Source organism: Mesorhizobium sp. CAU 1741 (genome assembly GCF_039839275.1).
In the GTDB taxonomy this organism is placed as follows: domain Bacteria; phylum Pseudomonadota; class Alphaproteobacteria; order Rhizobiales; family Rhizobiaceae; genus Aerobium.
Genome location: NZ_JBDOQP010000001.1, coordinates 695,998 through 710,037, shown reverse-complemented (window position 1 = coordinate 710,037; position 14,040 = coordinate 695,998). Strand labels below are relative to the sequence as shown.

Annotated in this window: 12 protein-coding genes, 1 tRNA gene and 1 pseudogene; 6 read left to right on the top strand and 8 right to left on the bottom strand. The window is 65.2% G+C overall.

Annotated features, from left to right (window positions below; genetic code table 11):
* Nucleotides 1–17: 17 nt before the first annotated feature.
* A complete protein-coding gene (locus AAFN84_RS03450; RefSeq protein ID WP_347513107.1) occupies nt 18–2,114 on the bottom strand; it encodes an ATP-dependent helicase in 2,097 nt (698 codons plus the stop codon).
* 58 nt (nt 2,115–2,172) lie between these two features.
* The gene (locus AAFN84_RS03445) at nt 2,173–2,886 is read right to left on the bottom strand and encodes a GntR family transcriptional regulator (protein WP_347513106.1); all 714 of its coding nucleotides are present in this window, start codon (nt 2,884–2,886) and stop codon (nt 2,173–2,175) included.
* A gap of 268 nt (nt 2,887–3,154) precedes the next feature.
* On the opposite strand from AAFN84_RS03445, the gene AAFN84_RS03440 reads away from it, so the two are divergent.
* The 6 genes from AAFN84_RS03440 (at nt 3,155) to AAFN84_RS03415 (ending at nt 8,948) form a co-directional block, all read left to right on the top strand.
* Complete coding sequence (locus AAFN84_RS03440; protein ID WP_347513105.1) at nt 3,155–4,243, top strand: ABC transporter ATP-binding protein; 1,089 nt, start codon at nt 3,155–3,157, stop codon at nt 4,241–4,243.
* A 34-nt stretch (nt 4,244–4,277) separates the two neighbouring features.
* A complete protein-coding gene (locus AAFN84_RS03435) occupies nt 4,278–5,567 on the top strand; it encodes a PotD/PotF family extracellular solute-binding protein (RefSeq protein WP_347513104.1) in 1,290 nt (429 codons plus the stop codon).
* A 117-nt stretch (nt 5,568–5,684) separates the two neighbouring features.
* Entirely contained in the window at nt 5,685–6,536 is an 852-nt protein-coding gene (locus AAFN84_RS03430; RefSeq protein ID WP_347513781.1) for an ABC transporter permease, read from the top strand.
* Nucleotide 6,537: 1 nt separating this feature from the next.
* Entirely contained in the window at nt 6,538–7,356 is an 819-nt protein-coding gene (locus tag AAFN84_RS03425) for an ABC transporter permease (RefSeq protein ID WP_347513103.1), read from the top strand.
* 12 nt (nt 7,357–7,368) lie between these two features.
* Complete coding sequence (locus AAFN84_RS03420; RefSeq protein WP_347513102.1) at nt 7,369–8,112, top strand: aspartate/glutamate racemase family protein; 744 nt, start codon at nt 7,369–7,371, stop codon at nt 8,110–8,112.
* 2 nt (nt 8,113–8,114) lie between these two features.
* Nucleotides 8,115–8,948 carry a GNAT family N-acetyltransferase gene (locus AAFN84_RS03415; protein WP_347513101.1) on the top strand — a complete coding sequence of 278 codons (834 nt, stop codon included), beginning with the start codon at nt 8,115–8,117 and terminating at the stop codon, nt 8,946–8,948.
* Nucleotides 8,949–8,962: 14 nt separating this feature from the next.
* Here AAFN84_RS03415 and AAFN84_RS03410 read toward each other — a convergent pair whose 3' ends face one another.
* The 6 genes and pseudogenes from AAFN84_RS03410 to selA all read right to left on the bottom strand — a co-directional run bounded on the left by AAFN84_RS03410 (nt 8,963) and on the right by selA (nt 14,038).
* Nucleotides 8,963–9,376, bottom strand: coding sequence for a hypothetical protein (locus tag AAFN84_RS03410; RefSeq protein WP_347513100.1), 414 nt, complete (start codon nt 9,374–9,376; stop codon nt 8,963–8,965).
* Complete coding sequence (locus tag AAFN84_RS03405) at nt 9,363–9,833, bottom strand: hypothetical protein (protein ID WP_347513099.1); 471 nt, start codon at nt 9,831–9,833, stop codon at nt 9,363–9,365. Before AAFN84_RS03405 ends, AAFN84_RS03410 begins: the two co-directional genes overlap by 14 nt.
* Before the next feature lie 17 nt (nt 9,834–9,850).
* Nucleotides 9,851–9,946: transfer RNA gene (locus AAFN84_RS03400), tRNA-Sec, on the bottom strand.
* Nucleotides 9,947–10,057: 111 nt separating this feature from the next.
* Nucleotides 10,058–11,884: pseudogene (selB, locus tag AAFN84_RS03395) on the bottom strand (selenocysteine-specific translation elongation factor); the annotation flags it as partial.
* Nucleotides 11,881–12,651: a tetratricopeptide repeat protein gene (locus tag AAFN84_RS03390; RefSeq protein WP_347513098.1), complete on the bottom strand. Its 771-nt coding sequence runs from the start codon at nt 12,649–12,651 to the stop codon at nt 11,881–11,883. The gene AAFN84_RS03390 and the pseudogene selB, both read right to left, overlap by 4 nt.
* Nucleotides 12,638–14,038, bottom strand: a complete 1,401-nt coding sequence (gene selA / locus AAFN84_RS03385) for an L-seryl-tRNA(Sec) selenium transferase (RefSeq protein WP_347513097.1) — start codon at nt 14,036–14,038, stop codon at nt 12,638–12,640. Before selA ends, AAFN84_RS03390 begins: the two co-directional genes overlap by 14 nt.
* Nucleotides 14,039–14,040: the final 2 nt, after the last annotated feature.

The window sequence follows — 14,040 nt, the reverse complement described above, 5'->3', positions numbered from 1 at the left end:
CAAACCGTGCCGGCTCGCTACCGCCACATGCCGCGCATCCGCGCCTTGAGGTCGACGCGGATATCAGGTTGAGGTGCCCGGCCGTTCGCCGACTGCGATGGCGGCGGCCATGAGGTGCGCGCAAACCTGTCGAGCACGTGCTCGGGAATGAAGCGGGTCCGCGAGGCATAGACATGCCGGTCCCCGCGCGCGGCCTGCCCGTGCACGAAGAAGCGCTGCGGCGTGACCAGATGCAGGCTGTCCTTTGCCCGCGTCATTGCCACATAGAGCAGCCGGCGCTCCTCCTCGATCTCGTCGCGCTCTCCCACCGCAAGGTCCGAAGGAATGCACCCGTCGACGGCGTTGAGGACGAAGACCTTGGTCCATTCCTGCCCCTTGGCGGAATGGATGGTCGAGAGAATGAGATAGTCCTCATCCAGATGCGGCGGTCCCGCCTCGTCGCTGGTCGCATCCGGGGGATCGAGCGTGAGGTCGGTCAGGAAGCGCTCGCGTGACGGATAGCCGGCCGCGATCTGTTCGAGCTGCAGCAGGTCCCCTCGCCGCGCCGTCGCGTCCTCATGCATGCGCTCCAGATGCGGCTCGTACCACAACCGCACCCGCTCGAGATCGGCTGGCCATGCGGGCTTTGCGCGCAGCCCGGCGAAGAGCTCGACAAAGCCCGGCCAGTCGGCGTCGGCGCGCCCTGGCGCGCGGAAGAACTGCAGTCCCAGCACCGGATCGAGCGAGCGTTCCATTGCATCCAGCGCATTGGCGGCGGCCGATGGGCCGATGCCGGGCACGAGCTGCATGACGCGAAACGCGGCAACTCGGTCTTTTGGATTCTCGGCAAAGCGCAGGACCGCCAGCACATCCTTGACATGCGCGGAATCGAGGAACTTCAGCCCGCCGAACTTGACGAACGGAATGTTGCGGCGAGTCAGTTCGATCTCGAGCGGCCCGGAATGGTGCGCGGCGCGGAAAAGCACCGATTGCTGCTTCAGCGCTATGCCTTCCTCGCGCGCTTCGAGCACCATGTCGGCGACATAGTTCGCCTGTTCGGTCTCGTCGCGGACGGTAATCAGTTGCGGCTTGTCGGACGAGCGCCGTTCGGTCCACAGGTTCTTGGTGAAGCGCTCTGGAGCCTCGCCGATCACGGCATTGGCGGCATCGAGGATCGCGGTCGTCGAGCGATAGTTGCGGTCGAGGGTGACGACGCGTGCCGGCTCTGCGAAATGCGCCGGGAAGTCGAGGATGTTGCGCACTTCCGCTGCACGGAAGGAATAGATCGACTGGGCATCGTCGCCGACGACGGTCAGACCATGTCCATCGGGCCTCAGTGCCAGCAGGATCGACGCCTGCAGGCGGTTGGTGTCCTGGTATTCGTCCACGAGGATATGATCGAAGCGTCCGCCCAGATGCTGTGCGATGGCCGGCTCGCTGCACATCTGAGCCCACCACAAAAGCAGGTCGTCATAATCGAGCACGTTCTGTGCCTGCTTGGCATCGACATAGGCGGCGAAGAGCTGTTTCAACTCGTCAGCCCAGCCGATGCACCATGGGAAATTCTTGGCCAGCAGGGGTTCGAGCTCTGCCTGCGCATTCACCACGCGGGAATAGATGGCAAGGCATGTGCCCTTGGCGGGAAACCGGTTCTCCGTCTTCGACAGGCCGAGATCATGCCGCACGAGGTTCATCAGGTCGGCGGAATCTTCGCGGTCGTGAATGGTGAAGGCCGGGTCGAGCCCGATCTCCAGCGCATAGTCCCGCAGCAAACGCGCGCCGACAGCATGGAAGGTACCTGCCCAGGTCAGCCCTTCCGTCAGCGTCGCCGCCTTGTCGCCCATCACACGCGCCGCGATGCGCTGGACCCGGCTTCGCATTTCGGAGGCCGCACGACGTGAGAAGGTCATCAGCAGGATGCGGCGCGGATCGGCGCCGTTGACGATGAGATGCGCCACGCGATGCGCCAGCGTGTTGGTCTTGCCGGAACCGGCGCCGGCAATGACCAGCAATGGTCCGGCAACGCCGCCGGCGCCATGCTCGACCGCCGCACGCTGCCCGGCGTTCAGTGTCGCGAGATAGTCGTCGACGGGAGCAGGCAGGATTTCAGGCGAATCACGAAGCGCAAGGGTCATGCACCGGAATGAACTCTGTTTCCGGTTCGTTCGCAACCATCAAGCGTTGCCGCCATGCTCACCGGGTCAGTGCAGCCTTGAGCGAACTGCTCCCCGTCACGGCAAGATCCAGGTCAGCCTCGATGTGATCAATGTGCCGCAGTATCAGCCCATGGGCGCGTTCGGCGTCGCGGCCGGCAAGCGCCTCGATCAGCTCTTCATGCTCGTCATGGCCGCAACGTGAGACGCCCGAGCGGCCATACAGCGCGATCACCAGAGACGATCGTGCGACCAGCTCTTCCATGAAGCGGAAGAGGATCGCGTTGCCGCCGATCTCGGCCAGCTTGAGATGGAATTCGCCCGACGCCTTGATCTCCGAGCGCCGCGCATGCGGGCCGCGCTCGTTCATGAATCGGCGCTCGCGTGCCAGATGCTCCCTCAGCACCTCGACATCGGCAGGAATGATACGCGCACAGGCCTCCGTCGCGATCCCGCCCTCGATCAGGCGGCGCGATGCGAAGACCTGCCTTGCCTCCTCGGGCGACGGGTTGGCGACGAACGCGCCGCGATTGCGCTCGATGCGCACCAGCCCGTCGAAGGCAAGCATCTGCAGCGCGGACCGTGCGATCGTCCGGCTGGCATCGAACAGGGCCCCGACTTCGCTTTCCGCAAGCTTCGTCGCGGGCGCCAGCCGCCGGTCCATGATCGCATCGCGAAGCTGGTCGCGGATTGCCAGCGCGCGGTCTTCGCCGTTGGTCTCGATCTCGGAAACGATTGCGTCGGGGATGGACATGCGGGCTCAGCCTGAACGGTTCGCTTCTTTCTACTCTGAACCGCACGGAAAGGAAGCGAAAAACCGCGCACGATCCTGCGTGCGGATTGCATACGATTCAAACATTGCATCGGAGACAATCGCTTAGTTTTTGTGCAGTGCAGTAAAACCCAAGATCTCGCATTTCTCGGCTCGTTTCAGAAAAACGATTTTCAAACAGTGACTTATCGATCCAACCGACGAACTGGCACACATGATGCTTTACCTTTTGTGAACTGGAGAGCCAGGCATGAGCAAAGCCGCGACAATCGACATTGCTTCCGTTTCGAAGGTCTACGGCACGACGACGGCGGTGCATGCCATCAGCCTCAAGATACCGGCCGGCAGCTATTGCTGCCTGCTCGGCCCGTCCGGCTGCGGCAAGTCGACGACACTGCGCATGATCGCCGGCCACGAGAGCATTACGTCTGGCGACATCCGGCTCGGCAACACCGTCGTGACCGACCTGCCCCCGGCGCGGCGCGGCACCGCGATGATGTTCCAGTCCTACGCGCTCTTCCCGCATCTGGACGTCATCGACAATGTCGCCTTCAGCCTCAAGATGAAGGGCATGGGCAAGGACGAGCGCCATTCACGCGCCATGGATGTCCTCAAGCTCGTTCACATGGTGGACTTCGCATCGCGGCGGCCGGCGCAGCTTTCCGGCGGCCAGCAGCAGCGCGTCGCCCTCGCCCGGGCGCTGATCACCGATCCCGAGGCCCTGCTTCTTGACGAGCCGCTGTCAGCGCTCGACCCGTTCCTCAAGATCCGCGTGCGCGCCGAATTGAAGAAGCTGCAAAAGCAGCTCGGTATCACCTTCGTCCACGTCACCCACAGCCAGGAAGAGGCGATGGCGCTGGCCGACGTCATCGTGGTGATGAATGACGGTCGCATCGAACAGGCGGCGCATCCGCGCACGGTGTTCGAAAAGCCAGCCACGGCCTTCGTCGCGCGGTTCATGGGCGACCACAATGTGATCTCCGGCCGCATCGCCGATCATGATGGAGATCGCGCCCGCCTCGAAGTGCCGGATGGCAGCGTGTTCGTCGCCGCAGGCGGATCACGCCATATCGGCGAGCCGGCAGACATCGCCATCCGCAACGATCGCGTGCGCGTTTCGACCGAGGCGGGGGACGGCCTCGGCTTCACCGGGATCGTCTCCAACGTCGAATATCGCGGCTCGTCCGTGAAACTCACCGTCAGCGGGGCAGGCGTGGAGGACTTCATCGCCATCCTGTCCGACACCGAATTCTTCGCCCGTCCGGTCAATGTCGGCGAAGCCGTGCCGCTGGCATGGAACGAGGGGGACGCGATCCTCCTTGGCCGGCTCGATTCGTGAACCACCCAAAGGCACCAACAAAGGGGAACCAGCCATGACGAAGACCAGCAAATCACCTACCAATGTCTCACGGCGCACGCTGCTCAAGTCCGGCGCCGCCGCAGCCGGCTTCGCGGCGGGCTCCGGCATCATCACCGGCTTTCCGACCATCTGGGCGCAGAATCCGATCACGCTGCGGCAGTTCGGCACCGGCGTATCCAACCTCAACGCAATCGCCCAGAAGTGCAAGGAAGACCTCGGCATCACGCTGGAGATGACGGCCACGGACTCCGACGCCGCCGCGCAGCGCGCCGTGACGCAGCCCGACAGCTATGACATCGCCGACATCGAATACTGGATCGCCAAGAAGGTGTTCCCGGCAGGGGTGATGCAGCCGATGGAAGTCTCCAGGCTGAAATATTACGACAAGATCGTACCGCTCTTCATCAACGGCAAGCTCACGCCGGACAGCGTCATCGCGCAGGGCACCGCGCCGCACACCGTCGGCTTCGTGCCTTCGAAGGACTCGACCGAGTTCGCCAGCGAGCCGACCGAGTGGATGACGATGGTGCCCACCATCTACAACGCCGACACGCTCGGTATCCGCCCCGACCTGGTCGGCAAGGATATCACCACCTGGGCCGACATCATGGACCCAAAATTCAAGGGCAAGACCGCCATCATCAACGTGCCGTCGATCGGCATCATGGACGCCGCGATGATCATCGAAGCCATGGGCGAGATGACCTATGGCGACAAGGGCAACATGACCACGGAGGAGATCGACAAGACGATCGACTTCCTCATCAAGGCCAAGCAGGACGGCCAGTTCCGCGCCTTCTGGAAGTCCTTCGACGAAAGCGTCAATCTCATGTCCTCGGGCGAGGTGGTCATCCAGTCGATGTGGTCGCCGGCCGTGGCCGCAGTGCGGTCGCGCGGCGTGCCATGCGTCTACCAGCCGCTAAAGGAAGGCTACCGCTCTTGGGGCGGCGGCATCGGCCTTGCCAAGCACCTGGAAGGCGCCAAGCTCGACGCGGCCTACGAATACATCGACTGGTACCTGTCCGGCTGGGTCGGCGCCTACCTCAACCGCCAGGGCTACTATTCGGCCGCCATGGACACCGCCAAGGAGTTCATGTCGGAAGACGAATGGGGCTTCTGGGTCGAGGGCAAGCCGGCGCAGGGCGACATCCTCGCCCCCGATGGCTCGGTCATGGAAAAGGCAGGCGCGGTGCGTGACGGCGGCTCCTTCGAGGAGCGCATGGGTGCCGTGGCATGCTGGAACTCGGTGATGGACGAGGACCGCTACATGGTCCGCCGCTGGAACGAGTTCATCGCGGCCTGATGAAATCGGGTGCCGCCATCAGCGGCACCCGCCACTTTTCCTGCCGGAGGCACAGCATTGACCGTTGCCGTCGAAGACGAAACCACCGCGACGCCCGGCCCCGCTACCAGGCGCGGCGTGTCGCTCGCAGCGTTCGTGGCCTATATCCAAGCGGCGCCGCTCACGATCATCCTGTGCGCATTCCTGCTTGCGCCGGTGCTGATGATCGCCGTGGTGAGTTTCTGGGACTACGACTTTGCGCGGCTTTATCCCGATCTCATCCTGCTCAACTACGAAGAAGCGCTTGGCTCCTGGGTGACCTGGCGGACATATGGCAACACCATCAAATACGCAGTGATGGTCTGGGCGCTGACGCTCGTCATCGGTTTCTGGGTCGCCTACTACCTCGCCTTTCACATCCGCACCACGACGATGCAGATGGTACTTTTCCTCGTCTGCACGGTACCCTTCCTGACGTCGAACATCATCCGCATGATCTCCTGGATCCCGGTGCTCGGCCGCAACGGTCTCGTCAACTCGACCTTGCTCGAAATGGGCCTGATCCAGGCGCCGGTCGAATGGCTGCTCTATTCCGATTTCGCGGTCGTGCTGGCGATGGTGCACCTCTACACGCTGTTCATGGTCACGCCGATCTTCAACACGCTGATGCGCATCGATCGCTCGCTGATCGAGGCGGCGCGCGATGCCGGCGCCACCTCGCTGCAGATCCTCACCAATGTCATCATCCCCCTGGCGAAACCCGGCATGGCCATCGGCACCATCTTCGTGGTCACGCTGGTGATGGCCGACTTCATCACCGTGCTCGTGATGTCGGGCGGCCAGAGCGCCTCCGTCGCGCTGATGATGCGCAACCAGATGTCGCTGCTGCAGTATCCGGCGGCGGCCGCCAACGCGGTGGTCCTGCTGATCATCGTGCTGCTCATGGTCGCCGCCATCCTGCGCGTCGTCGACATCCGCAAGGAGCTCTGACATGGGCGGTGACAAGCGCGGCTTCGAATTCTGGGTCCTGACGGGCTTCTTCGCCCTATTCGTGCTATTTCTCTACGGTCCGCTGTCGGCGATCCTGATCCTGTCTTTCCAGGGGCCGAGCGGCGGCCTGACCTTCCCGCTCAACGGCGTGTCGCTGCACTGGTTCTGGAACCTGACCCAGCAGCAGGCGGTGGGTGATTTCGGCGGTTCTTTCCGCCGTTCCCTCGCGCTCGGCATCGGCGTGATGCTGGTCACGGTGCTGGTCTCGCTTCTCGCGGGGCTCGCCTTCCGCCGCCGGTTCATCGGTGCGACAGCGCTGTTCTATCTTTCCGTCGCCAGCCTCGTCGTGCCTTCGATCATCATATCGCTTGGCATCGGCGTGATGTTTCAGCAATTGGGCCTTCGCCCCGCATGGTACTCGTCCGGCTTCGGCGCCCACCTGACCTGGACGCTGCCCTTCGGCGTCCTCATCATGTTCGCCGTCTTCAACCGCTTTTCACCGGCCTACGAAGAAGCGGCCCGTGACCTGGGAGCAAGTTCGTGGCAGACCTTCCGCCACGTGCTGTTGCCAATGATCGCGCCATCGCTCATCGGCGTCGGCCTGTTCGGCTTTACACTTTCCTATGACGAGTTCGCGCGCACGCTGATGACATCGGGCACCTACAATACCCTGCCGCTGGAGATTTACGGCATGACCACCAACGTCACCACGCCGGTGCTCTACGCGCTCGGCACGGTGACCACCGTCTTTTCCTTCCTCGTGATCGCCGTCACGCTCGGCATCATCGTCTGGCTCGGACGGCGCAGGCTGCGGGGCTGACCGGGACCGATCATGCGCATTCTCGTCGTCAATCCGAACACGACCGCCTCCATGACGCAGACGATCGCGACCGCAGCGCGCGCCGCTGCCGCGACAGGGACGATTGTCGACCCCCTGACCTCGACGATGGGGCCGGCCTCCATCGAGGGCTACTACGACGAGGCCTTTGCCGTTCCCGGGCTGCTGGAGGCCATCCGACGCGGCGAACGCGAAGGGGCCGAAGCCGCGATCATCGCCTGCTTCGACGATACCGGGCTCGATGCCGCGCGCGCGATGGCGAACATTCCCGTGCTGGGCATCTGCGAAGCGGCGCTTTCCCTTACCTCCATCATCGCCAGCAGGTTCACCGTCGTCACAACCAGCGAACGCTCGCGGGTGCCCGTGGAAGATCTCGTGCGGCGCTACGGCATGGCGCGAAAGGCCCGCGTCCGGGTGGCTGGCGTGCCGGTGCTGGCGCTTGAGGACCCGACTTCCGGCGCCGTCGGCAAGCTTCGCAACGAGATCGCGCTGGCGCTCGAAGAAGATCGCGCGGAGGCGATCGTGCTGGGCTGCGCAGGCATGGCCGATCTCGCCGCCAGCCTGCAGCGGGAGTTCGGCGTGCCGGTCGTCGATGGCGTCAGCGCGGCCGTTAAGCAGGCCGAGGCCTTGGTCTCGCTGGGACTATCCACGAGCAAGCGCGGCGCCTACGCACCGCCCTCGGCGAAGCCGTTTGACGGACTCCTCTCCGAATTCTCGCTGTGCGAGGCGACGAATTGACGATGGCGCCCGCGCCGCGGATACGCACCCTGGCCCAGCCCGACATCGATGTGCTGGTCGACTGGGCCGCCGGCGAAGGCTGGAATCCGGGCATCGCGGACGCCGCGGCCTTTCGGTCGGCCGATCCTGAAGGCTTCCTCGGCGCATTCGTCGACGACAGGATGGTCGCCGGCATCTCCGCCCTCGCCTATGACGATAGGTTTGGCTTTATCGGCCTCTACATCTGCGATCCCGCCATGCGCGGGCTCGGCCATGGCCGAGCCGTATGGGACGCAGGAATGGCACGGCTGGGATCGCGCACGATCGGGCTCGACGCCGTGCCCGCACAACAGGCGAACTATGGCAGCATGGGGTTCCTCCCGTCCTATGGCACGCTGCGCTACAGCGGCCGCCTCAAGACCCTGCCGCCATCCGACAGCGACGCCATTCTCACCGCGGATTTCAGGCTGGTCGAGAGTTTCGACCGCAGCTTCTTCCCCGCAGCCAGACCGTCCTTTCTGCAAGCTTGGCTCGAACCGCCGCACATTGCCCTGACGCACACGGAAGACGGGACCGTTGCTGGCTATGGCGTCGCCCGGCAATGCCGGGAGGGCTACAAGATCGGCCCGCTCTTTGCCCGCGACGAGAGGACGGCGCGATCTCTGCTGGCCGCGCTTGCTGCACGTTGCGACGACGCGATCCATCTCGACGTTCCGGACACCGCCGAACGTTTCGGCGAATGGTTGCAGGACGAGGGCCTGGAACCCGGCTTTGCAACCACTCGCATGTATCGCGGTCCCAAGCCGGTCATCGCGCTCGACGGTGTCTTCGCCATCACCACCCTTGAACTCGGCTGACGAGTCGATCGCCGTCAGCCATGCATGGCGGCCGAACCGGGTTCGTCGCTCTCCTCGACTTTCATGCGCCTGCCCTTGCGGTCGAAGAAATGCCCCTCATTGAGCAACATGCGGTCTTCACGCAGCCGCGCTTCAAGGTCGCGCAATTCAGACCGGGCCAACTCATTGGGCACCGCACCGCGAATGAAGCTGTCGACCGGAAAGAACGCCGCGCCATCCCACGCAACGCCAGCACCTTCCAGCAACGCCCTGACCTCGCGCCACCGCGTCTCGTCGCCGATGACGTTGATGAAGGTCGAGCGCAGCAGGTCGATCGAGGTTTCGCCGATGGCTACAAGCACGACGAGCACGGTGAAATCGCCGCGCGCACGGTATTCTGCCGGCAGCCAGGCATCGAAGCGGGATGGGCGTTCCTCAGAAGTCGACAAGCTGCGTCTCCGGCATGTAGTGCTCGAACAGGACCCAGAACGGCTTGCCGCGGGCGCCGACATACCATTGCTCGAACGCCTCCAGGGCTTCGCCAACATCGACGGGTTCGGCGCTGGCTTCGGCCGGCGCCTCCGGTTGATGCGTCGCGTCGAAACCCGCTCCGGCCAGCTTCGCATATTCGCTCAGCACGTCGTCGCGCGCCGGGCTGTCGTCACGCCAGCCGAGCCTGCCGCGCAACACGGACAGCGCGCTGGCCACCGCGACATCACGATCTTCGCAGCGCGTCACCACATCGAGCATCGAGCGCATCAGGTTCATGCGCCGGTTCGCGAAGGCGCGCGCCTGCGTCAGCGCCGCCAGACGAGCGTTCATCGTTCGCCGGAACTCGGTTTCCGCCTCCTCGCATCTGGCTGCCTCGGCGCGCAGCGCGGCGATGAAGGGGTGGTCCTCGTTCATGTGGCGCTCCGCGACGCTGGCGGAGGAGAGTGGGAGTCGAACCCACCTGGGACCGTCTCGCGGCCCCACCCGGATTTGAAGTCCGGACGCCCCACCGGGGACGATTCTCTTCCAATCTGTTCCGCTTCGCCGGCTGGCCCGAAAAGGTCAAGCCGGTGCGGGTTGAGCCGTCGCAGATCGCTGCGCCGCAGCGTAACGCCGTGGCGATCGAGAAATTCGAGAATTTCGATGGCCACCTTGCGGCCGTTGTCGAGCCTATCGCGAAGATCGGCGGCGACGAACGCGCCGCTCGCCTTGTTCGACGCGATATCCTGCAAGATGACGACGATCTGTGCCAGCACCGGTCGTGCGAAGAAGCAGTCATGGGCCACCTCATGCACCAGCCCCATCCGGCTGGCGCGCTTCAAGATAGTCCGCATTGTCTGTTCGGGCGTGTCCAGCATGGTCGCGAGATCGCGTGTTCGCGGCGGCCGGAACCGGTCTTCCCCAACAAGATGCGGCTGCACCTGATGCCAGGTCTGCTCTTCTTCCGGAGCAAACCGCACGACATGCTGCGGCAACCGCACCCATGCACCGTCAAGCGAGATGGCGCCCTCGCGCTGCAAGCCTTGCAGCATCAGGCGAAACACCGGCGCTGGCGGACGGATGTCCCCCGCCACGCGAAGGCGCTCCAGCCCCATGCCCGGCTGGTCAGGGTTTTCCGCATGGTACGCGTCCAGATCGGCAAGGATTTGTCGCCGCATCAGCATCCATCGCGCCGCTGCCATGACAAACGATCCGCCGTCTGGCGGAATTCGCACGACATCCTGCGCGAGCCGTTCGATCGCCACGACACCGAGCGCCCGGTCTTGCGCGAAACGTTCGAGGTCGACCAGATAGGGCGGCGCGGAGAGCAGCGCATCCATTACCGCCTGCGGCTCGTGAAGCGACATCGCCCGCAACTGTGCCTTGCGCTCCGGAGAACGCCGCCGGCGCGCCGGCGCACGTATATCGAGAAAGCGCCCGCCACCGATCGTGCGTTGCGCCGACGTGTCGCGAACGACGAAGCGGTCGCCAACCGCCGCCGCGATCGGCCGATCGAGCACAAGTTGCACAATGCTCCTGCTACCCGCCGAAATCGCCTCGTCGCTGAGCAGGACGATCCGCGCCGGCACCTGGCTCGCCGCGTGATGAAGGTGGACGGGAAACCACTGGCCGATCGGGCGAGGTTCGGTCGACAACACGTCGAGTTCGGCGTCGATGCGCGCCGTGGGCGCATGCAGCGACGGGTCGACGACCATGTCGCCCCGCGCAATGGCGTCGCGGCTGATGGACTCGCCTGCCAGGTTGAGCGCGCAGCGGTCGCCGGCCCGGCCCGTCTGTGCCTTCTCGTTCTGGGCATGGATCGAGCGCACACGCGCGCTCAGCCCGCTCGGGCTTACCGTCACCGCATCACCCAAGGCGATCTCTCCCGAAAGCACCGTCCCGGTGACGACGGTTCCCGCGCCCTGGATGATGAAGGAGCGGTCGACTGCCATACGGAACCGCCCACCGGCATGGCGCCGGCCCAGCGCCAGCGCCGCGTCGGCGAGTTCGACCTCGAGTGCGGCCATGCCGATGCCCGTCATGCTCGACACCGGCAGCACCTTCGATCCGGCAAGGCTGCTGCCTGCCAGCAGCGTCTCGATCTCAATCTCGACCCCGAGCAGGCGATCCTCGTCGGCAAGATCAGCTTTGGTGATCGCCACCATCCCGCGCCGCACGCCAAGCAGGTCCAAGATCGCCAGATGCTCGCGGGTCTGCGGCTTGACGCCATCGTCGGCTGCCACCACGAGAAGCGCGAAATCGATGCCGCCGGCGCCGGCCAGCATCGTATGGATGAAGCGCTCGTGCCCTGGCACGTCGATGAATCCGATCCGCGCACCGTTCGCCAGCGTTCTGTAGGCGAAGCCGAGATCGATCGAAATGCCCCTCGCCTTCTCCTCCTTGAGGCGGTCTGGCTCGACGCCGGTCAGTGCTCGCACCAGCGCGCTCTTGCCGTGGTCGATATGGCCTGCCGTGCCGATGATCATGGCACGCCCCTCGACGGGAGCGGAGAAGAAGCCCGCCGCGCCGCCTCGGCGCGCTCCTCGCCGGAAAGCGCCCCGGTCGCCGCCGGCATGAACTTGTGCGCGAGCTTGGAGCCGCCGTCGCGCGCACGGATCAGCCAGCAAAGTGCGGCCACAGGGTCGGCCGCGACGCCGCCTCCTGTCAGGTGCGCTGCGCCCAGCATCGCTTGTGCGTCGGCATCGCCCAGCATCGCCGCGCGTGTCCACCACGCGACGGCGGCACCGGCATCGCGCTCCACGCCCAGTGCGTCGTGATGCAGGTTGCCAAGCCTCGTCATCGAGGCCGCCACGCCCTGTGCCGCCGCCTGCTCGGCGTAGAGGCGCGCTTCTTCGTAGTCGCCTTGTTCGGCGAGCATCCAGGACAGCATGTCCTGCGCAAGCGCGTCCCCCTGCCCGGCGGCCAGGCGATAGAGCCGCATCGCCTCGTCATCATCCTGCGGCACGCCGTCGCCACGAAAATGCAAGGTCGCTAGATTGCGTTGCCCGACCGGATCGCCGGACGCGGCAGACAGCCTGAACCATTTTGCCGCCAGTTCCGCGTTTTCCTCAACGCCGTGGCCGCCGGAAAAACAGGCTGCGATGTTGTTCTGCGCCCGTGCATTGCCGGCCCGCGCCATAGGCTCCCAGATGGACAACGCGGCGGCATAATCTCCGGCCTGCGCGGCAGCGAGCGCCGTCGCCATGGCATCGTCTGGAACCTTGCCGCGTGCGAACCGGTCAAGCCAGCCCATGCGCCAGCCCATCCAGATTGTCCGCAAAGCGATCGGCCTCTTCCAAGCAGCGCAGGTCGAGCACGAGAGCGCCCTCGGTAATCCGCCCGATCACCGGGATCGGAAGCCCGCGCAGCGCCGTAGCCAGCCATTCAAGCGCCCCTCCGCTGCCATCGACCGGGCGGAACGAAATACCGGCCGACGGGAGCGTGTCGAGCGGCAGCGCACCCGACCCGATCTGGCTGGCGCAATCAGTAGCCACGACGTCGTAAGTCGCGCCAACGGCCGCGGCAGCGCGCGGCAGGATCGCCTTCGCCAGCGTGGCGATATCGTCGCGCGAGCGCGCCAGCAGGCGCAGCGTCGGCAGGCGCTCGGCCAGCCTGTCGGGATCGCGGTAGAGCTTCAGTGTCGCTTCCAGCGCGGCGAGCCGCAGCTTGTCGACCCGCAGGGCGCGCTTCATCGGGTTGCGATTGATTGCAGCAATCAGGTCCTTGCGCCCGACGATGAAGCCCGCCTGCGGACCGCCCAGCAGCTTGTCGCCGGAGAAGGTGACGAGATCGGCGCCCTCCGCCACCGCCTCGCGGACGGTTGGCTCCCGTCTCAGTCCCCACAATGCCAAGTCGATGAGCGTTCCCGAGCCGAGATCGTTGACCAGCGGCACGCCGGCCTCGCCTGCCAGCCGCGCCAGCACGGTCGCATCGACCTCCTTGGTGAAGCCCTCGATGCGATAATTCGACGTGTGCACCTTCAAGATCAGCGACACGCCCTCCTGTGCGAGCCCGGCCTTGTAATCCTTTTCGTGCGTGCGATTGGTCGTGCCGATCTCGATCAGCCGCGCGCCGGCGCGCGCCATGATGTCGGGCATGCGGAAGGCGCCGCCGATCTCGATCAGCTCGCCGCGCGAGACGACCGCGCCGCCACCGTGACCCGCCAGCGTGTTCAGCACCAGCAGCACCGCCGCCGCATTGTTGTTGACGAGCGTCGCGTCTTCCGCACCGGTCAGTTCGCATATGAGCGCGCGCATATGGTCGTCACGCTCGCCGCGCCCGCCGGTTGCAAGGTCGTATTCGAGCGCGACCGCGCCGCGCATCGCATCGACCGTGGCTTCGATGGCCGCTTCGGCCAGCACCGCACGACCGAGATTGGTGTGGAGCACCGTGCCGGTGAGGTTGAAGACTGGCCGCAACGAACGAGCGGAGGCCGCTTCGAGCACCGCGAATGCCATTGCGGCGATACCTTCAGCATTCCTCGGCGCTGCGCCCTTGGCGATTGCATCGCGCTCGGCATCGAGCAGATCGCGAATGCGGGACGTCGCCTCGACACGTCCGAACCGCTCCACCGCCAAGACTCCCGCCGACGAACGCAAGACGGCGTCGACGGAGGGGATGGCACGGAAGCTGGCGTTCATCG